This window comes from Curtobacterium sp. AC268, assembly GCF_979258745.1.
Window position 1 is genome coordinate 1,611,732 of record NZ_OZ409878.1, and the last position, 18,361, is coordinate 1,630,092.

Sequence of the window (18,361 nt, forward strand, 5' to 3'; positions counted from 1 at the left end):
CGCGAAACCGGCCCGGCGTCCGCCCCGCGGCCAACGCACGCACACGACAGACGGGAGGCCCGTGGCGGATCCGCCACGGGCCTCCCGTCCGTCAGGTGGGGGCGTGCGCTACTTCCGCAGCTCCAGGTACTTCGCGATGAGCGCCTTGGTCGACGGGTCCTGCGCGTCGAGCGCAGCCTGGTCGCCCTCGACGGCCGGCGTGACCTGCAGCGCCAGCTGCTTGCCGAGCTCCACACCCCACTGGTCGAACGAGTCGATGCCCCAGATCGTGCCCTCGGTGAACACGATGTGCTCGTACAGGGCGATGAGCTGGCCGAGGACGCTCGGGGTGAGCTCCGGCGCGATGATCGACGTGGTCGGCTTGTTGCCGGGGAACGTGCGTGCCGCGACGATGCCTTCGTCCGTGGTGCCCTCGGCGCGGACCTCGTCGGCGCTCTTGCCGAACGCGAGCGCCTTGGTCTGCGCGAAGAAGTTCGCCAGGAACAGCGTGTGCACGTCGGTGCCGGGCGCGACACCCTTGCCGTCGCCGGTCTCGTCCTTCAGCGGACGGGCCGGGTTGGCGACCGTGATGAAGTCGGCCGGGATCAGGCGGGTGCCCTGGTGGATGAGCTGGTAGAACGCGTGCTGGCCGTTCGTGCCGGGCTCACCCCAGAAGACCTCGCCGGTCTCGGTGGTGACGGGCGAGCCGTCCCAGCGGACGCGCTTGCCGTTCGACTCCATCGTGAGCTGCTGCAGGTACGCGGCGAACCGGTGCAGGTACTGCGTGTACGGCAGGACCGCGTGGCTCTGCGCACCGAGGAAGTTCGTGTACCAGACGTTGAGCAGGCCCATCAGGACGGGGACGTTCTGCTCGAGCGGGGTGGTGCGGACGTGCTCGTCGATGGCGTGGAAGCCGGCGAGGAACTGCTCCCAGTTCTCCTTGCCGATGGCGATGACAACGCTCGTGCCGATGGCCGAGTCGACCGAGTAGCGGCCGCCCACCCAGTCCCAGAAGCCGAAGGCGTTCTCCGGGTCGATGCCGAACGCCTCGACCTTGTCGAGCGCGGTGGAGACGGCGACGAAGTGCTTGGCGACGGCGTTCTTCTTCTCGTCGTCGGCGGCGTCGGTCAGGCCGAGCTTCTCCCACAGCCACTGGCGGGCGAGGCGCGCGTTCGTCAGGGTCTCGAGCGTGCCGAAGGTCTTCGACGCGACGATGAAGAGCGTGGTCTCGGGGTCCAGGTCAGCGGTCTTCTCGTAGATGTCCGCCGGGTCGATGTTCGAGACGAAGCGGGCCTCGAGGCCGGGCTGGACGTAGGGCTTGAGTGCCTCGTAGACCATGACCGGGCCGAGGTCGGAGCCACCGATGCCGATGTTGACGACGGTCTCGATGCGCTTGCCGGTGACACCGGTCCAGGCGCCGCTGCGGACCTGCTCGGCGAAGCCGTAGACCTTGTCGAGGGTGGCGTGCACGTCGGCGTCGACGTCCTGGCCGTCGACGGTCAGGGGTGCCGCCGGCACGAGGCCCTCGGTCGCCTTGGGGCGGCGGAGCGCGGTGTGCAGCACGGCGCGGTCCTCGGTGACGTTGATGTGTTCACCGGCGAGCATCGCCTGGAAGCGTTCGGCGACGCCGGTGTCCTTCGCGACCTGCAGCAGCGCGGCGAGGATCTCGTCGGTCACCAGGCCCTTGGACAGGTCGACGGTCAGGTCGGCCGCCTGGAAGGTGTACTGCTCGGCACGACCGGGGTCGCTGTCGAACCACCCTCGCAGGTCCGGGGTGAAGCCGGCAGCGATGCTGTCGAGCTTCTTCCAGCCTTCGGTCGATGTGGGGTCGACGGGAGCGGATTCGGTCACTTCGGTCCTCCTGGGGATCACGTTCAAGACGTACAGCCCGCGGGTCACGCAGCGCTGCGTCGCGGACCGTCTTCGAGCGTAGTGCGCTCCGGCGGGTGGTGCGCACAGTCGGCCGGGAGGCGCGGCTCGCGTTCGCTGCGCGCGTCACGCCTCCGGCCGGTCGCGTTCACGGCTGCGGTCGGCTCGCCCGGTTCACGGCTGCGGTCAGCTTGCCGGGTTCACGGCTGCGGTCGGCTCGCCCGGTTCACGGCTGCGCCGCGAAGCGACGCAGGCGCAGGCTGTTCGTCACGACGAAGACCGACGAGAACGCCATCGCCGCACCGGCGAGCACCGGGTTGAGCAGCCCCGCCATCGCGAGCGGGATCGCCGCGACGTTGTACGCGAACGCCCAGAACAGGTTGCCCTTGATGACGCCGAGCGTCGCGCGCGACAACCGGATGGCGTCGGCGACCACGGTGAGCCGGCCGCTCACCACCGTGATGTCGCTCGCCGCGATGGCCGCATCGGTGCCGGCCCCCATGGCGATGCCGAGGTCGGCCGCGGCAAGGGCCGCTGCGTCGTTCACGCCGTCGCCGACCATCGCGACGCTCCGCCCCTCGGACTGCAGCCGGCGGACGGTCTCGAGCTTCGACGCCGGGGTCGCGCGGGCGTGCACCTCGTCGATGCCGACCCGGGCGGCGACCGCACGTGCGGCACCGTCGTTGTCGCCGGTGAGCAGCACCGGGTGCAGGCCGAGCGCCCGGAAGCGGGCGACCGCGTCGGCGGCCTCGGGCTTCACCGTGTCGCCGACGACGACCACGCCGAGGGCCGTGCCGTTCCGGGCGACGACGACCGCCGTGCCCCCGTCGGCCTCGGCGCGGTCGACGGCGTCGGACAGCACCGGGGGCAGGGTGATCGACCACGAGTCGGTGAGCCAGCGGGTCGTGCCGACCAGGACGACGTCGCCGTCCACGACGGCATGCACACCGGCGCCGGCGGTCGCGGTGAACTGCTCGGTCTCGGCCAGGTCGACGCCTCGGGCGCGCGCCGCGGTGGTGACGGCACGGGCGACGGGGTGTTCCGAGCCGTCCTCGACCGCGGCGGCGAGCCGGAGCACGGTGTCCTCGGTCTCGTCGACGGCGGTGACCGACCGCAGGGTCATCGATCCCGTGGTGACGGTGCCGGTCTTGTCGAGCACGACGGTGTCGACGCCGCGGGTGCGCTCGAGCACCTGCGGACCGCCGATCAGGATGCCGAGCTGGGAGCCGCGGCCGGTCCCGACCAGCAGGGCGGTGGGCGTGGCGAGCCCGAGGGCGCACGGGCAGGCGATGATCAGGGTCGCGACGGCCGCGGTGAAGGCCGCGGTGACCGAGCCGCCGAACACGAGCCAGCCGACGAAGGCCAGCACGGCGAGCGCGATGACGATCGGCACGAAGACCCCCGACACGCGGTCGGCCAGGCGCTGCACCTCGGCCTTGCCGGTCTGGGCGTCCTCGACCAGGCGACCCATCCGGGCGAGCTCGGTGTCGGCCCCGACGCGGGTGATCGCGACGACGAGCCGGCCGCCGACGTTGATCGTCGCGCCGGTGACCCGGTCGCCCGGGCCGACCTCGACCGGCACGGACTCACCGGTGAGCATGCTGAGGTCGACGGCCGAGGAGCCGTCCTGCACCAGGCCGTCGCTCGGGATCCGTTCGCCGGGTCGCACCACGACGACGTCACCCACGACGAGGGACGAAGCCGGCACGCGGTGTTCGCCGCCGTCGCGCAGGACGGTGGCGTCCTTCGCGCCGAGCTCGAGCAGTGCCCGGAGCGCGGCACCGGACTGCGTCTTCGCACGGGCCTCCATGTACCGGCCGGCGAGGATGAACACCGTCACGGCCGTCGCGACCTCGAGGTACAGGTCGGCGGCCTCGGGGTCCGTGGCGAACCACGAGAACGTCATGTGCATGCCGGTCGTGCCGGCGTCGCCGAAGAACAGGGCGTACAGCGACCACCCGAAGGCAGCGACGACGCCGACGCTCACCAGGGTGTCCATGGTGGCGGCACCGTGCCGGGCGTTGACCCACGCGGCACGGTGGAACGGGAGCGCGCCCCAGACCGCGACGGGCGCGGCGAGCGCCAGGGCGAGCCACTGCCAGTTCGGGAACTGCAGGGCCGGCACCATCGAGAGCACCACGACGGGCACCGCGAGCACGGCGGACACGATCAGACGCCGGCGCAGCGGGCCGGTCGGGTCCTCGTCCACCGCGGGGTCGGCGTCAGCAGCGGCGGGCGGGGCCGGCACCGTGGCGCCGTACCCGGCCGACTCCACCGCGGCGATGAGCGCCTCGGGGTCGGCGGTACCGTCCGCGGCCACCTGCACCTGCGCCTTCTCGGTGGCGTAGTTGACCGTGGCGGTGACCCCGGGCAGCTTGCCGAGCTTCCGCTCGATGCGGTTCGCGCACGAGGCGCAGGTCATCCCGGTGATGTCGAGTTCGACGGTGCGGTCGGTCACGAGCGCACGACCTCGTACCCCGCCTCGGCGACGGCGGCGCGGAGGGCGTCCGCGTCGACGGGTGCCGCGGAGCTGACGGTGACCTCGGACGACCCGCCGGGGACGAGTCGGACGTCGACGCCCGACACCCCGTCGACCTCGGTGAGTTCCTCGGTGACGCTCATCACGCAGTGGTCGCAGGTCATGCCCTCGACGAGCAGCGTTTCGGTGGTCATGGTGTCTCCTTCTCGGTGGTGGTCGTCAGGGTCAGGAGCGGACGAGCCGGGCGATCGCCTGGCTGGCCTCGCGCACCTTCTCGTCGGCGGCGTCCCCACCCTCGGCGACGGCCTCGGCGACGCAGTGCGCCAGGTGGTCCTCGAGCAGCGACAGCGCGACGCGTTCGAGCGCCCGGTTCGCCGCCGAGATCTGGGTCAGGACGTCGATGCAGTACGTCTCGTCCTCGACCATCCGCGCGATGCCGCGCACCTGCCCCTCGGCGCGACGGAGTCGCTTGAGCAGGTCGTCCTTGTCGCCGATGTACCCGACGTGTTCGTGCATGTCCGCCTCCACCGTTCTCAATACGGTACCCCCCTAGGGTATTCCGATCTCGTCCGCGCGCAACTCCCCGTCAGCGGCGGTCGCCGCACCCTGAGCGCTCGGCCGTGCGTTCCGTCGGCTACGGTGCGCGAGGAGACCGACTTCTGCAGCGTTGATGAGAAGCATCGTCGTCGCAGCCCCAAGCACCGTCGACTCGAGTCCGGTCTCGAAGCCGAAGGCGTCAACCGCGACAGCGAATGCGAGCAGGACCGTGAGGGCTGACTGCCGCAACAGGAATTTCGTCCCGTCCCGTTGGGCATCCCCGAGTCCCGCCCAGCCCCGGGTGACGAGGATGCACACGACGACGATGAGAAGACCGGCCACCAGCGGGACGAACTGCTTGGGGGCGAGCCCGTCTGGGATGAGTGCCGCGAAAAGACACCCGTAGACGATGGACCCGGTCCACGCGTACCAAACATCGAACCGCATCACAGGACCCCGCCCCATCGGTTGTCCGGTCAGCGCCGCGCCATCCGGCGTCCGGACGAGCGCGCGCCAGAGCTCAACAGCGAAGTAGAGCGCCATGAGGAAGATCAGGCCGAAGAAGACACCCATGAGGACCGACGGCCCCACAGCATCTCCGGCAGCCTCGCCATCTGATCGGGGAACGAGTGGGACTGCGACGGTCAACAGGAGGAAAACTAGAGCCGCAAACAAGTAATGCAGGATCGCTGGTAGTCGCGGTCCGTTCGGCTTGGTCTTCTTTGCCGGCGCTTCGAGCATCAACCAACACACCTCAGCAATGCCCATCAGGACACCGAGTGCGACGGACAGCGGCGACCAGGCGCCTTCGAACGTTCGCACAGCCACGGCTGATGCGAGAAACAGGACCCCGACGATCAAAGCCGCGAGACGGAGTCCCTTCCGGTGATCGGTGATGCGGCGCAACAGGGCGGGCTTGATTTCTTGAATATTCATCGGGTTTAACTGTCGGTCGATCGCGAGAGACTGTCAGTACGAAAAGCGCGGATGACTCCGCCTCGCTGGGATGACAGGATGCGCGCATGGACCCCTCGACGACGAACGGATTCCGCCGGCTGCGGTTCTCCGACGGTGAGGGCTCCGACTACTCCGAGATCTTCGCGGCCGAGTACGGCGGCTCGGACTTCGCCTCCGAGACCTTCGCCACCGACGACACCCGGTACGAGTACACGGTCGTCGGCGACGACGACCTGTCGCTCCGCACCATGCGTGCCGAGGGCGGTCGACGCGGCGGGGTCATCGGCGTGCGGGACGACCACGTGGTGTTCTGGCTGACCAAGGGCCGGCTCGAGATGCACTTCGCCGACCGCACCCGCGTCGTCGAGCCGGGCAGCCCGTACATCGCCTCGGCGTCCGAGGCGTACCGGTTCGAGTCGGACGGCACGGTCTACAACGGCGTGCACGTGTCCGACCGGTTCCTGCGGAGCGTCGGCCGTGACCTCGGCTACCGCCTGCCCGACGGCCCACTGCTGTTCGACCAGCAGGACGAGGTCGTCGCCCGGCGTGAACCACTGCGGCACCTGATCCGCGAACTCGGGCCGGCCCTGGTCGACGACCGCGTGCTCGGACCGATGCGGACCGCCCTGAACCGCCGGCTGGCCGTCGTCATCCTCGACACGTTCCCCATCCGCAACCGCGGTGACGACGTGCCCGTGGCGAACCGGCTCCGCGACGCGATCCGGTTCATCGAGCTGCACGCCGCCGAACGCCCCTCGGTCCCCACGATCGCCGCCGCGTGCGGACTGAGCCAGCGCGGGCTGCAGGACGTCTTCGCCCGGACGCTCGACACCACTCCGCACCGCTTCCTGCGCGACCACCGCCTGGACCGTGTGCGCGAGGAGCTGCTCCGCGCGGACCGGGGTGGCCCGGTCGCCCCGGCCGACTGTCCGCTCGTGTCCTCCGGCATCGCCGCGATCGCCCGCCGCTGGGGCTTCACCAACCCGGGTCGGTTCGCCGAGACCTACCGCGACCGGTTCGGTGAGGACCCGGCCGTGACGAAGCGCGCATCGCTGGCTGCGCAGCCGGAGGCCGGCAAGGCGTCGTGGCGTGTCCGCCGTGCGGTGTCGTACATCGAACAGCACCTCGACGACCCGCTCACGCTCGACGACATCGCGGCGGCCGCAGGGGTGCTCCCCCGACGCCTGCAGCAGCTCTTCCGCGAGGAGCGCGGCGAGTCGCCGATGGCCTGCGTGCGCGCCATGCGGGCCGCTGCAGAACGCAACGACGCGGCCGGAAACGGCTGAAAGGCCTGACGGAACACCCCGGGGGTACACGCACATCCCCGGATTTCCGGGGTTCCCTGGAAAGCACCCGAATCCGAGAAGTCGTGTGTGACGAATCTCTTCCACAGCCCGTCTCATCCGTGAACAGCAACCGCTGGGAACGCCCGGCGGGTCAACGGAAGGAACGAACATGGCTGACACCATCACCCCCACCCCGGCCACCACGGCGACCCGTGCCACCTCGCACGCCGGCACCAGCGGCGTCACCGGCAAGACCGTCATCGACGACACCGTCGTGTCGAAGGTCGCCGGCATCGCCGCCCGCGAGGTCAACGGCGTGCACTCCCTCGGCAACGGCGCAGCCCGTGCCATCGGTGCCCTCCGCGACGCCATCGGCCAGCGCGACTTCGGTCAGGGCGTCAAGGTCGAGGTCGGCGAGAAGCAGGTCGCCGCGGACATCGTGATCGTCGCCGAGTACCCGGTGTCGCTCCAGCAGGTCGCCGACGGCGTCCGTGCCGGTGTCGCCCGTGCCCTCGAGCAGATCGTCGGCATGGAGGTCGCCGAGGTCAACGTCACCGTCCAGGACGTCTACATCCCGGGTGACGACGACGACAACGAGGACGAGAAGAAGGAAGCCCGAGTCGCATGAGCAACACGCTGATCGGCGCCCTCATCGGCGCAGTCCTCGCCGTCGTGGCACTGCAGTTCGGGTTCTGGGGCTTCGTGCTCGTCATCGTCTTCGGTGCGATCGGGGCCCTCGTGGCCGCACTCGCCACCGGGCGCATCGACCGCGGTGCCCTGACCGACGTGCTGACCGGACGCCGGAGCTCCCGGTGAACGCCGGCCCGGACGTCCCGGGCCGCGTCGAGATCACCGCACGCGCGCTCACCTCGCTGGCGCGGGCCGTCGCAGCCGAAGGGCTCGGCGCCCCCGCCAAGCGGGTGCGCGTCGGACTCGGCGACGCGTCGGGAGCACTGTCGCTCGACATCACCGGGCCGATCTCCGCGAGCGACGACATCGTCTCCGGGTCGATCCGGATCGCGGAGCAGGTCAAGGGCCGCGTGAGCGACCTGACCGGGCGCCGCGTCGGCAGTGCCCACATCGAACTCACCGGGATCGTGCGCGAGCACGAGTCCCGTGCCCGCTAGGAGGCCATCATGAGCAACGGTTCCGTCGAACGACGCATCCGTCGTCGGAGCGTGCACCGCTCCCGCTCCACAGCAGTGGCGGTGGCACTCGTGGTGCTCGCCCTGGTGGCCGCCTGGATCGGCACCGAGGCGGTGCTCAGCGCCATCGGACGCCCGCCGCTGGTCGCCGACCCCCAGACCGTGGTCGACACGGCGCTCCGTCCGGACGCCGCGTTCGTCACCATCGTCGAGGTCATCGCGGGTGTGCTCGTCGTCCTCGGCGTCGTGCTGGTCGTCCTGGCGCTCAAGCCCGGCCGCCAGCACCGATCGGTCGTCGAACACGAGCGCGGTGCGGTCGTCATCGACGCCCGCATCGTCGCCTCCACCGCGGCGAACGCTGCAGGCATGGCGGCCGGTGTCCCTGAGGGGAACGCCTCCGCCACCGCCCGTGGCCGTTCCACCGAGGTCCGAATCGTCCCCGTCACCGGTGTGCCGGTCGACGAGGCGAGCGTCCGTGCCGCCGTCGTGGAGCGTCTGAGCGGCCTCGACGAGCGATTCGGCCGACGCGTCCGCGTCCGGGTCGAGGAGAAGGGAACCCTCGCATGACCAAGAGCAACCGGACCCTCAACCGGATCATCCTGTTCGTCCTCGGCCTCGTCGCCGTGGTCGTCGGGATCGCGATGGGCGCGGGTGTGCTGCCCGCCGTCCAGGACGCCGTCAAGCCGTACGTCGACCTCCCCCGCAGCCTCGACGTCCCCGCGTCCGCGCTGTGGATCGTCGCCGGGGCCGCGGCCCTCGTGATCGTCCTGTCGCTCGTGTGGGTGTTCACCCGCGGTGGTGGCGGCACGTCCGTCGCCGTGCGGGAGCACTCGGGCGACGACGCCGTCACGATCAACGTCGCTCTCGTCCGGGACGTCCTCGAGCACGAACTCGCGGGTGTCCGCGACGTGGTCGGCTCCCGTGTCGACACCTACCTCGTCCGCCGGCAGCGCGCCGCACGGATCCGTGTCGCGGTCCGCCGCGGCGGGGACGCCGTCACCGTGCTCGACGCCGTCGACCGAGCCGTCGCGGTCCTCGACCGCACCCTCGGCCGTCCGGTCCCGGTGCTCGTGCACCTGACCGGCGGTACCCGCTCCGCACTCGCGAAGTCGACCCGCGTCCACTGACACCCGTCTGCCGGACGCGCCCCGGGCCTCCCGGCCCACCACCACACCACCGGGCGCACCGCCCACTCACGAAAGGACCCGTCATGGGACTCGACGACAAGATCAAGAACGCCGCCCAGGACCTCGCCGGCAAGGCGAAGGAAGCCGTCGGCAACCTGACCAACGACGACTCCAAGGTCGCCGAGGGCAAGAAGGACCAGGCCGCTGCGAGCGCGAAGCAGACCGGCGAGGACGTCAAGGACGTCTTCAAGAAGTAGGTCGCACGAACCGTGTCGGGGCACTCGCGCAGTCGGGTGCCCCGATGCGTTCCGGCGGAACCCGAACGAGGAGAGAACCATGCAGCACGACCCGAACGCGCACACGCAGGTCACCGAGGTGGCACTGCCCGCGGAGCTCACGGAGCCGTTGCCCGACGACGCGAGCACCGTCACGATCGTCGCCCGGACGGCAGCGGAGACCGCACTCGGCGTGCCCGGTGTGCACCACCTCGGCGGGATCGCCGCCCGTGCAGCCGACCAGCTCCGCAAGCAGCTCGGGCGGAGCGCCGGCGCCGCAGGCGTGCAGGTCGACGAGGACGACGGCGCGCTCGGCGTGCAGGTCTCCATCGTCGTCAGCTACCCGGAGCCGGTGCTGCACGTCGCCGACGAGGTGCGGAAGCAGGTGACCGCCGCGACGCGGCAGCTGTCCGAGCTCCCGACGAGCGTGGACGTCCGCGTCCTCGACGTGCACGGCCCCTTCGACGACGAGCAGTCACCGCTCGGCCGCGCGACCGAGGCCGCGACCGACGCCGTCAAGCAGGCTGCCGAGACCACTGGTGATGCCGTCAAGCAGGCCGCCGAGACCACGGCGGACGCGACGAAGCGTGCTGCCGCAGCGACCGCCGACGTGACGAAGCGCGCAGCGGACGCCACCGCCGATGCCTCGAAGCGCGCTGCCGACGCCACCGCCGAGACCACGAAGCGCGTCGTCGAAAGCGCCGCCGACACCGCCGAGGACGTGCGTGACGCCGCCGCCGAGTCGCTCGCACGGGCGTCGGAGCAGGCCGCCGACGCCGCGTCGTCCGCGAAGGACGCTGCCGAGCAGGCAAGCGACGTCGTGGTCGACGCCGCCCAGAGCACGAAGGACCGAGCCGACGACGCGGTCGAGACCGTCCGCGACGCGGCATCCACCGCACCCGCCGACCGTGCGGCCTCGGCTGCCGACGCAGCGTCCGACGCTGCCGATGCCGCGTCCGACGCCGCCGACGCCGCTGAGGACGCCGCTGCCGCCGCCGCCGACTCCGCCGATGCGGCCGCGGCCGACACGGACGTCGCCCGGCACCGTCGGGAGCAGCCGTGACCACCGCCTGGTCCGGGAACCGCCGGGCGAAGCTCCGTCGCCCCCGGCCACGCGGCGTCTGGATCGCCTCGGGCATCGGCGTGGTCCTGGTCCTCGGCACCGCACTCGGGGCGTTCCTGCCCCTCGTCGGGTTCCTCGGCGGTGTCACGGCGACCACCTCGGGACTCGTTCCGTTCCCGTTCGTGCGGGTGGCACTGATCACGATCGCGGGGTCGTTGGTCGTCCTCGCGCTGCTCGTCCTCGCCTTCACCCGGCGGCACACCGCGACCGCAGCCTCGGCCGTCGTGCTCGCCGTCCTCGTGGCCGTCGCCGTCACGATCGTCCCGATCGTCCTCGTCGCGATCGGGTCTGCCGACCGCGCCGGTGACGTCTGGCCGATCGTCACCGAGCTCTGGAACCGCTTCACCGGCTGACGCGCCGACCCCGCCGACGCCTCTGGCGCATCACACATGGATCACGACGTGGACGACTCGCGTCGTGATCCGTGTCAGGTTCGGCCTCTTCACGACATTGTCGTAGTGAAGGGAGCACCGTGGACAACACCGCAGAAGACGACGCCGGCCTCGCACGGCGCCTCGCCTCGGGGGACAGAGCAGCACTCGCGACGGCGTTCGACCGGTTCGCGCCGACGCTGACCCGGTACGCCTGGGCGATCGCGGGGAGCAAGCAGGACGTCGAAGAGCTGGTCCAGGACACGTTCCTGACGCTCTGGCAGCGAGCCGACGGCCTGCAGCTCCCGACCGGCACACTCCTGCCGTGGCTGCTGGTGGTGTGCCGCAACCACGCCAAGAACCTGGGACGGCGCAACCAGAAGCACGCCGGCGACGAGCTCCCCTTCGACCTCGCCGCCCCCGCTGACACCACCGAGGCGTCCGAGCAGCTCCGCTGGGTCCGCGCCGAGATCGCCGCGCTGCCGGAGACCGACCGCCGGATCTGCGAACTCTGCCTGCTGCAGGGGTACTCCTACGCGGAAGCCGCACAACTGCTCGGCCTCAGCGTCGGTGCCGTCACCCAGCGGGTCTCCCGGTCCCGCCGACGACTCAGGAAGGCGGTGACGCACGATGAACACTGAACCTCCCCAGGGAGACGACCTGCAGCGCATGCTCGTCTCGATGAAGCAGAACGTCCTCGAACGGGCCACCCCTCGCCCGAAGCGACGGGGCCGCCGTACAGGCATCGCGATCGGTGTCGTCGGGGTGCTGCTGCTCGGTGCTGCGGGCGGCGGGGTCGCGCTCGGCCTCATCCCGACGTCGATCACGACCGCCCCCGCCCCCACCGCGACGACGACGCCCGAGCCGGCGCCGACCGAGACCTCGTCCGGGGCCCCGGTCGTGGGCGGCCCGACGCCCACGGCGAACCCGACCCCGACCCCGACGCCGACCCGGCCGCCGTACTCGCTGTCCGATCCGGACACGTGGACGATCTCCGGCAGCGAGGTGGGACCCATCGCGCTCGGCGGGGAGTACGCCGCCGAGACGGACGACCTGACCGGCGTGTTCACGGCGGACCAGGGGTGCCTCAACCCGAACGTCGTGTTCTGGTACTCCGACGATCCCGACAACCCGGCACTGACCGTCGTGAAGGCGGACGACGGCACGATCGCCAGCGTCATGGTCGGGATGAACACCGACGAGGTGGCGGGACCGACGACGGCTGCGGGGCTCGGGGTCGGCAGCACGCTCGCCGAGTTGCGGGCGGCGTACCCCGACCTCCACTACACGGAGCCGGGCAACGACGACGCCCAGCCGTCGGACTCGCCCTACGGCGGCTGGACGACGACGATCAACGGCGTGTTCGTCAGCTTCCGGTTCCCGCCGGTCGGCTCCGGTGACCGAGCGCAATCGGTCTGGGTGAGCAAGGTCGATCAGTCCCCGCCGCCGGAGTTCTGCGGCTGACGCCGCCGGACCGGAGGCGCGGATCACGCAAGCCGATCGGCTCGCGTGGTCCGCGCCTCCGGTCCGCTACCCTCGCGACGTGAAGCGTCTCTCCCCCGGCCAGCGCTGGGTCATCGGTCTCGGCGCGTTCGCGCTCGTCTGCCTCGTCGTCGGCATCATCGCCATCGCCGTCGGGATCGCGAATGGCGCAGCCACCTGCGTCGACGCCGAGGACGACGGGTTGCAGTACGCGTGCCCCGGTGACACCGGCAGCATCCTGTGGGGCAGCGTCCTCGCCGTCGTCGGGCTGCTCCACCTCGGACTCACCGGGCTCGCGGGGGCACTCGTCTGGACCTCGACACCGACGATCGGTCCGAAGCCGGTCCGGCGACCCGAGCACCTGCCCGGCCAGACCCAGCGGGTGTTCTCCTACGGCACGCTCCAGCAACCCCTCGTGCAGGAGTCACTGTTCGGCGAGCACGTCCCGACCACCCCGGACTCCCTGCCCGGCTGGCGCCTCGACCGGGTGACGATCACCGACCCGGACGTCATCCGGACGAGCGGCTCGGACCAGCACCCGATCCTTCGCCGCGGCACTCCTGACGACGTCGTCGAGGGCGTGGCCCTGTCCCTCGGGTACGAGTGGCAGCTCCGCGCGGTCGACGGGTACGAGGTCGCCGACTACCAGCGCGTGCGGGTCACACTCGCCTCGGGTCGGACGGCCTGGGTCTACGTCGCCGCCGACGAAGCCTGAGCCGCTGCCCCTGCCGCTGTCGCTGCCGCTGCCGCCAGCCGCTCGAGCCCCTCGTCGATCGACACCGACGGGGTCCACCCGAGGTCCCGCCGGGTCCGCCGCTGGTCGAACCAGTGCGCCGTGGAGAGCTGCTCGGCCAGGAACCGGGTCATCGGCGGCTCGTCCTCGCCCGGTCGGACGCGCCAGACGGCCTCGACCACGGAGCCCGCGGCCCGTGCGACCGCGGCCGGCACGTGCCACTGCGGGGACCGGACGCCCGACGCCGTGCAGATGCCGGCGAGCAGATCGGCGACGGGTCGGGGCTCACCGTTCGTGACCACGTAGGCGTTGCCGTGCACGCCGTCGTCCGTGACGCGTTCGAGTGCCGCGACCATGGCCGTCGCGGCGTTGTCGACGTAGAGCGTGTCGATGAGCGCAGCGCCGGAGTCGAGCAGCGGGAGCCGTCCGGCTCGGGCCCGCTCGACGATCCGTCCGACGAGCTGGGTGTCCCCCGGACCCCACACCAGGTGCGGCCGGACGGCCACGACGGCGAAGTCCGGGGCGTCGGCACCGAGTGCCAGCAGCTCCGCCGCGGCCTTGGTGCGGGCGTAGTCGCCACGGGCACGGGACGGTTCGGCCGGACCGGCGTCGGCCCCGACGAGCGACGAACCGGTGTGCGCGACCGACGGCGACGACACGAAGACGAAGCGCTCGACGCCGGCGGCGCGGGCGGCCGCCAGCAGTGAGCGGGTTCCCTCGACGTTGACCCGGGCGAAGTCGTCCGGGTCCCCGGCGAGCGACACCTTCGCGGCCAGGTGCACGACCGCCTCGACCCCGTCGACCGCGCGGGCGATCGCAGCGTCGTCCGTCATCGTCCCGGCGACGTCCTGCACGCCCGACACCCCGGAGGGACGGCGCTGGAAGGTCCGGACCTCGTGCCCGGCGTCCCGCACGGCTGCGGCGGTGGCCTGCCCGAGGAACCCGCTGGCCCCGGTGACCAGGACCTTCACGGGCGCACCATCCGGCCGCCGTCTCGAACCGCGACGGGTCGGAGATTCGTGCTCACCGACACCTCACGCACCCGACGGCCCGTGAGGTGTCGCTGAGCGCGTGAGAACGCGCCGAACGCCCCGCTCACGGGCGCACCATCCGGCCGCCCGACAGCACCGAGCCGGCCCAGCGGGACAGCCGGGTGCGGTCGACCTTGGAGTTGTGCCGGATGTCGGTCGGCAGCACGGGCACCACGAGCACCGCGGCGAGCGGCAACCCGGCGGCGGCACGGACCGCTGCGGCGAGCTGCGGTGACGCCAGCCCGGGCCGGCGCGCCGCGGGGTCGGTCTCGACGACGGCCACCACCTGCTGGGTGCCGATCGGCCCGATGCCAGCGACCCCGGCACGTCCGACACCGTCGACGCCCTCGATCCGCTGCTCCGGCCCCACCGGCGTGACGACCCCGTCCGGGGTGGTGAGCACGTGCTGCAGCCGGCCCTCGACCCAGATCCGCCCCGCGGCGTCCAGGTGCCCGACGTCCCCGGTGCGGTGCCCACGCGGGTCGTCGACGCCGAGGCGCGAGACCCGGTCGGTGCGCCAGAGCCGGTCGTAGTGGTCGCGCACGTGTGGTGCCGCGACGACGATCTCGCCGGTGATCCCGGGCTCGTCCGTCAGGGCTCCGGTCGAGCGCCCGGAACCGTCGAGCGGTGCGATGCGGACGCGGACGTTCGCTGCCGGCGCCCCCACGCAGATCCCCTCGTCACCGGACCGGCCGGCGGCACGGACCCCGTCCAGGTCGACGTCCGTCATGAGGAGCCCCTCGGTCATGCCGTAGGGGGTGTGCGCGCTGGCGTTCGGCATCAGCTCGGTCGCCGCGGTGAGCAGCGCGGCCGAGACGGGAGCCCCGGCCGACAGGAACAGCCGCACGCCCCGCAGCGCCTGGCGGTCGGCGTCGGTGAGTTCCGACGCGGTCGCGACGACGTTCGCCAGGGCCGCCGGCGACAGGAACACCACGGTGGCGTCCGCCGCGGCGACCGAGGCCGCGACCGCCTTCGCCGTCAGGGTGCGCGGCGCGGTGACGTCCATGTCGGGCGCGACCGACCGCGCCCCGAGGGCCGGGCCGAGCAGCGCGAACGGTGCGAACCCGGCGACGAGGCCGGTGCCGACACCGACGTCGTACTGGGTGGCCAGGGCGTCCCGGACGGCACTGAGTTGCCCGTGCGTGTACACGACACCCTTCGCCGGCCCGGTCGATCCCGAGGTGAAGAGCACGGCAGCGGGCGCGTCCGGCGACGGGGCCGTCGGCAGCGCGGTGCCGTGCGCGAGACGGCGGGCGCCGCGGCGGGCGACGTCGACGAGCGTGTGCTCCACGCGCAGCGCCTTCCGGGCCGGCGCGGGCAACGAGACCGTCGCGATGCGTCGCCCCGGCCAGCCGAGGGCACGCGCGGCACCGAGCCCGGGCAGCGCGCCGATGATCCAGTCCGGTCGGGCTCCGCGGACGGCCCGGGTCAGGCCGCCGAGTCCGAGTCCGGCGTCCGCGACGACGACGACCGCCCCGATCCGCACGCAGGCGTACAGGACGGCGGTCAGGTCGGCGCCGGGGGTCACCAGCAGCGAGACACGGTCGCCGCTCCGGACGCCCAGGTCGTCGAGTCCTGCGGCGATCTCGTCGACCCGTCGGGCGAGCAGCCGCCACGTGATCGTGCGGGGGCCACCGGCGGCGGCCATCTCGACCAGCGCGGGTTCGTCGCTCTCGAGCAGTTCGTCGAGCCGCGCCCAGAGCGGCGGGGTCGCCTGTGCGGGCTGGCCCGGGTCCACGGCGTCGGACTGGAGGCCCGTGGGGGCCTGGGCAGGACGGCCACCGTCCGGCAGGCGGTCACCGAGCCAGTCGAACACCGCGCCCGCCACGTCGGCGTCATCAGGCAGCAGGTGCCCGGCGCCCTCGAACCGGTGGACGTCGGCGTGCGGCACGCGTTCGGTCAGGTCGTCCAGGTAGCGCTCGAGGAACACCGGGTCGCGCGGACCCCAGAGCAGGAGCACCGGCACGTCGAGCGCGGCGACCCCGGCGGCGATGCGGTCGAGTTCGGGTGCGCTCGGGTGCCGGGCGTCGACGGGGATGTCCGCGACGAACCCGCCGATGCCACCGCGTCGGGCGGCACCGCGGTAGGGCGCCCGGTAGCCGTCGGCGACGGCCCGCTCGAGCTTCGGGTGCGCGATGGCCAGGGTGGTCTCGAGGAACGCCGGGGTCACGACCGTCGCACGGCCGAGCATCCCCGGACCGAGGGCGAGCCGCAGCGGTGCGGGGATCGGGGCGTCGTCGGGCTGGTGCACGGCGGTGTTGCACGTCATCGCGGCGGCCAGGACGTCCGGGTGGTCGACCGCCCAACCGAGCGACACCACACCGCCCCAGTCGTGGCCGAGGGTGACGACCGGTCCGGTCAGCCCGAGTTCGTCGGTCAGGGCTCCGAGGTCCGCGACGCGCTGCGCCACTCCGCGCTCGACGCCGGTGCGCTCCGAGAAGCCCATGTCGAGCTGGTCGACCGCGACCACACGCCAGGCCGGTCCGCCGGCCTGCGCGACCTCGAGCGAGGTGCGGAGCACCGACCGCCACAGGTACGACCACGTCGGGTTGCCGTGCACGCAGAGGATCGTGCCGATCGGTTCCACGCCGATCGCGGCCAGGGACCCGGCCGTGTCGAGGAGGTGCCAGGTGCGCGCGGCGCGATCTGTGCCTCCCGTCCGATCTCCGGACCACGCGGGGACGGTGACCAGACGCGACCAGGCCGGGTCGAGGCCGGGCAGGGAGGGCGGCTGCGTCGCCGGAGCCGTGCTCGCGGCGACGCGGGGCAGCCGGGACCTCACCAGTGGAGTTCCATCATCGCCGTGTTGATGCCGGAACCGACGCCACCCAGGAACACACGGTCACCGCGACGGATGCCGCCGGAAGCGACCTCGTCTGCCAGGGTGATCGGGATCGACGCGGGGCCGACGTTGCCGAACCGCTGGTACGTGGTGGGGACCTTGTCGCGCGGGATGCCGATCGCCTCGACGAAGGCGTTGGTGTGCACGTCGGAGACCTGGTGCAGCACGTAGCGGTCCATGTCGGCCCAGTCGAAGTGGGCTCGGGCCTCGGTCCAGGCAGCGACGACGAGTTCCATGCCGCCCTTGAGCAGCATCTTCGCGTCCGTGAACATGCCGTCGACGCTGCCGACGCACAGGTCATACCACTGGGTCGCCGCGCGGGTGACGCCGCCGACGATCCGGTGGCCTTCGGGGTGCAGGTCCGCCGGGCCGAGCACGGCCGCCGCGGCACCGGACCCGAGGGTCAGGCTCGCGAACTCGCTCATGAAGTCCTTGCGGTTCCGGCCGCCCTGGTTCAGGCGGTCGATCGTGTTGAGCTGCACCTGGTCGGCGTCCTCGCCGTCGACGACGAGCGCGTACTTGATCTGCCCGGAGTCGATCATGCCCGCGGCGACGCTCATGGCGTTGACGAACCCCAGGCAGGCGTTCGCGATGTCGAAGTTGATGGCGGACGACGGCAGCCCGAGGCCGTGGTGCAGGCGGACGGCCACCGACGGCTCGAGGTGCGGGCGCGTCACCGAGGTGTTGATGAGCAGCCCGATCTCGTCCGGGCGGACACCGGCTTCGGCCATGGCACGACGGCCGGCGTCGATCGCAGCGTCCTGGAAGGTCTGACCCTCGCCCCAGTTGCGACGCTCGATGACCCCGGCGACGCGTTCGAGCAGCCCCATCGGCAGACGCAGCCGACGGAGGACCCCGCGGAGCTTCGCCTCGATGTCGGCCGAGGTCGTCACACGCTCCGCAGTGGTGGTCGCCACGGAGAGCAGTGAGACGTTCCGGTGCTTCGCCGTGGCGTTGCCGGGCTGCTCCGGTTCACTGCTCGATGCCTGGTCGACCGGCCGTTCCGTCATGATCGTCACCGACACATACTTCCGCATCTGGCCTGTGTGCGCGATCCGGATGCGCTGGACGGCCCTGAATCCAGGCAACGCATTGCATGTGAAATACATATTGCATACGATGGCT

General features: G+C 71.9%; 20 protein-coding genes. 12 read left to right on the plus strand and 8 right to left on the minus strand.

Annotated features, from left to right (window positions below):
• Positions 1–108 precede the first annotated feature (108 nt).
• The 5 genes from pgi to ACZZ9K_RS07565 all read right to left on the minus strand — a co-directional run bounded on the left by pgi (position 109) and on the right by ACZZ9K_RS07565 (position 5,800).
• Positions 109–1,830, minus strand: coding sequence for a glucose-6-phosphate isomerase (gene pgi / locus ACZZ9K_RS07545; RefSeq protein ID WP_071246100.1), 1,722 nt, complete (start codon positions 1,828–1,830; stop codon positions 109–111).
• A gap of 244 nt (positions 1,831–2,074) precedes the next feature.
• Positions 2,075–4,306 carry a heavy metal translocating P-type ATPase gene (locus ACZZ9K_RS07550; protein ID WP_463443731.1) on the minus strand — a complete coding sequence of 744 codons (2,232 nt, stop codon included), beginning with the start codon at positions 4,304–4,306 and terminating at the stop codon, positions 2,075–2,077.
• Positions 4,303–4,521 carry a heavy-metal-associated domain-containing protein gene (locus ACZZ9K_RS07555; protein ID WP_027466002.1) on the minus strand — a complete coding sequence of 73 codons (219 nt, stop codon included), beginning with the start codon at positions 4,519–4,521 and terminating at the stop codon, positions 4,303–4,305. Before ACZZ9K_RS07555 ends, ACZZ9K_RS07550 begins: the two co-directional genes overlap by 4 nt.
• Before the next feature lie 31 nt (positions 4,522–4,552).
• Entirely contained in the window at positions 4,553–4,843 is a 291-nt protein-coding gene (locus ACZZ9K_RS07560; protein ID WP_027466001.1) for a metal-sensitive transcriptional regulator, read from the minus strand.
• Between the two features lie 33 nt (positions 4,844–4,876).
• Positions 4,877–5,800: a hypothetical protein gene (locus ACZZ9K_RS07565; RefSeq protein WP_463443732.1), complete on the minus strand. Its 924-nt coding sequence runs from the start codon at positions 5,798–5,800 to the stop codon at positions 4,877–4,879.
• An 86-nt stretch (positions 5,801–5,886) separates the two neighbouring features.
• Between ACZZ9K_RS07565 and ACZZ9K_RS07570 the strand changes: the two genes are divergently transcribed.
• The 12 genes from ACZZ9K_RS07570 to ACZZ9K_RS07625 all read left to right on the plus strand — a co-directional run bounded on the left by ACZZ9K_RS07570 (position 5,887) and on the right by ACZZ9K_RS07625 (position 13,345).
• On the plus strand, positions 5,887–7,107 hold the full coding sequence (locus tag ACZZ9K_RS07570; RefSeq protein WP_301565851.1) for an AraC family transcriptional regulator: 1,221 nt from the start codon (positions 5,887–5,889) through the stop codon (positions 7,105–7,107).
• A 169-nt stretch (positions 7,108–7,276) separates the two neighbouring features.
• Complete coding sequence (locus tag ACZZ9K_RS07575; protein ID WP_110864125.1) at positions 7,277–7,735, plus strand: Asp23/Gls24 family envelope stress response protein; 459 nt, start codon at positions 7,277–7,279, stop codon at positions 7,733–7,735.
• Positions 7,732–7,923: a DUF2273 domain-containing protein gene (locus ACZZ9K_RS07580; RefSeq protein ID WP_017885412.1), complete on the plus strand. Its 192-nt coding sequence runs from the start codon at positions 7,732–7,734 to the stop codon at positions 7,921–7,923. Before ACZZ9K_RS07575 ends, ACZZ9K_RS07580 begins: the two co-directional genes overlap by 4 nt.
• Positions 7,920–8,234, plus strand: a complete 315-nt coding sequence (locus tag ACZZ9K_RS07585; RefSeq protein ID WP_463443733.1) for a hypothetical protein — start codon at positions 7,920–7,922, stop codon at positions 8,232–8,234. The genes ACZZ9K_RS07580 and ACZZ9K_RS07585 overlap by 4 nt, the downstream gene beginning before the upstream one ends.
• A gap of 9 nt (positions 8,235–8,243) precedes the next feature.
• Positions 8,244–8,819 (plus strand): DUF6286 domain-containing protein, encoded by a 576-nt coding sequence (locus ACZZ9K_RS07590; protein ID WP_027465998.1) that lies wholly within the window; start codon positions 8,244–8,246, stop codon positions 8,817–8,819.
• On the plus strand, positions 8,816–9,379 hold the full coding sequence (locus ACZZ9K_RS07595) for a hypothetical protein (RefSeq protein ID WP_111058059.1): 564 nt from the start codon (positions 8,816–8,818) through the stop codon (positions 9,377–9,379). Before ACZZ9K_RS07590 ends, ACZZ9K_RS07595 begins: the two co-directional genes overlap by 4 nt.
• Before the next feature lie 83 nt (positions 9,380–9,462).
• Entirely contained in the window at positions 9,463–9,636 is a 174-nt protein-coding gene (locus tag ACZZ9K_RS07600; RefSeq protein WP_071246087.1) for a CsbD family protein, read from the plus strand.
• Between the two features lie 79 nt (positions 9,637–9,715).
• Positions 9,716–10,717, plus strand: coding sequence for an Asp23/Gls24 family envelope stress response protein (locus tag ACZZ9K_RS07605; RefSeq protein ID WP_463443734.1), 1,002 nt, complete (start codon positions 9,716–9,718; stop codon positions 10,715–10,717).
• Positions 10,714–11,130: an MFS transporter permease gene (locus ACZZ9K_RS07610; RefSeq protein ID WP_463443735.1), complete on the plus strand. Its 417-nt coding sequence runs from the start codon at positions 10,714–10,716 to the stop codon at positions 11,128–11,130. The genes ACZZ9K_RS07605 and ACZZ9K_RS07610 overlap by 4 nt, the downstream gene beginning before the upstream one ends.
• A 119-nt stretch (positions 11,131–11,249) precedes the next feature.
• Positions 11,250–11,789, plus strand: coding sequence for an RNA polymerase sigma factor (locus tag ACZZ9K_RS07615; protein ID WP_110860933.1), 540 nt, complete (start codon positions 11,250–11,252; stop codon positions 11,787–11,789).
• Positions 11,779–12,612, plus strand: a complete 834-nt coding sequence (locus ACZZ9K_RS07620) for a hypothetical protein (protein ID WP_463443736.1) — start codon at positions 11,779–11,781, stop codon at positions 12,610–12,612. Before ACZZ9K_RS07615 ends, ACZZ9K_RS07620 begins: the two co-directional genes overlap by 11 nt.
• A 79-nt stretch (positions 12,613–12,691) precedes the next feature.
• Positions 12,692–13,345, plus strand: coding sequence for a gamma-glutamylcyclotransferase family protein (locus ACZZ9K_RS07625; protein WP_463443737.1), 654 nt, complete (start codon positions 12,692–12,694; stop codon positions 13,343–13,345).
• On the opposite strand, the gene ACZZ9K_RS07630 is transcribed toward ACZZ9K_RS07625, so the two are convergent.
• The 3 genes from ACZZ9K_RS07630 to ACZZ9K_RS07640 form a co-directional block, all read right to left on the minus strand.
• Positions 13,321–14,334, minus strand: a complete 1,014-nt coding sequence (locus tag ACZZ9K_RS07630; RefSeq protein ID WP_463443738.1) for an NAD-dependent epimerase/dehydratase family protein — start codon at positions 14,332–14,334, stop codon at positions 13,321–13,323. The genes ACZZ9K_RS07625 and ACZZ9K_RS07630 overlap by 25 nt on opposite strands.
• 124 nt (positions 14,335–14,458) lie before the next feature.
• Positions 14,459–17,176 (minus strand): alpha/beta fold hydrolase, encoded by a 2,718-nt coding sequence (locus ACZZ9K_RS07635; RefSeq protein WP_463443739.1) that lies wholly within the window; start codon positions 17,174–17,176, stop codon positions 14,459–14,461.
• On the minus strand, positions 17,173–18,246 hold the full coding sequence (locus tag ACZZ9K_RS07640; protein WP_042537701.1) for a 3-oxoacyl-ACP synthase III: 1,074 nt from the start codon (positions 18,244–18,246) through the stop codon (positions 17,173–17,175). Before ACZZ9K_RS07640 ends, ACZZ9K_RS07635 begins: the two co-directional genes overlap by 4 nt.
• Positions 18,247–18,361 lie beyond the last annotated feature (115 nt).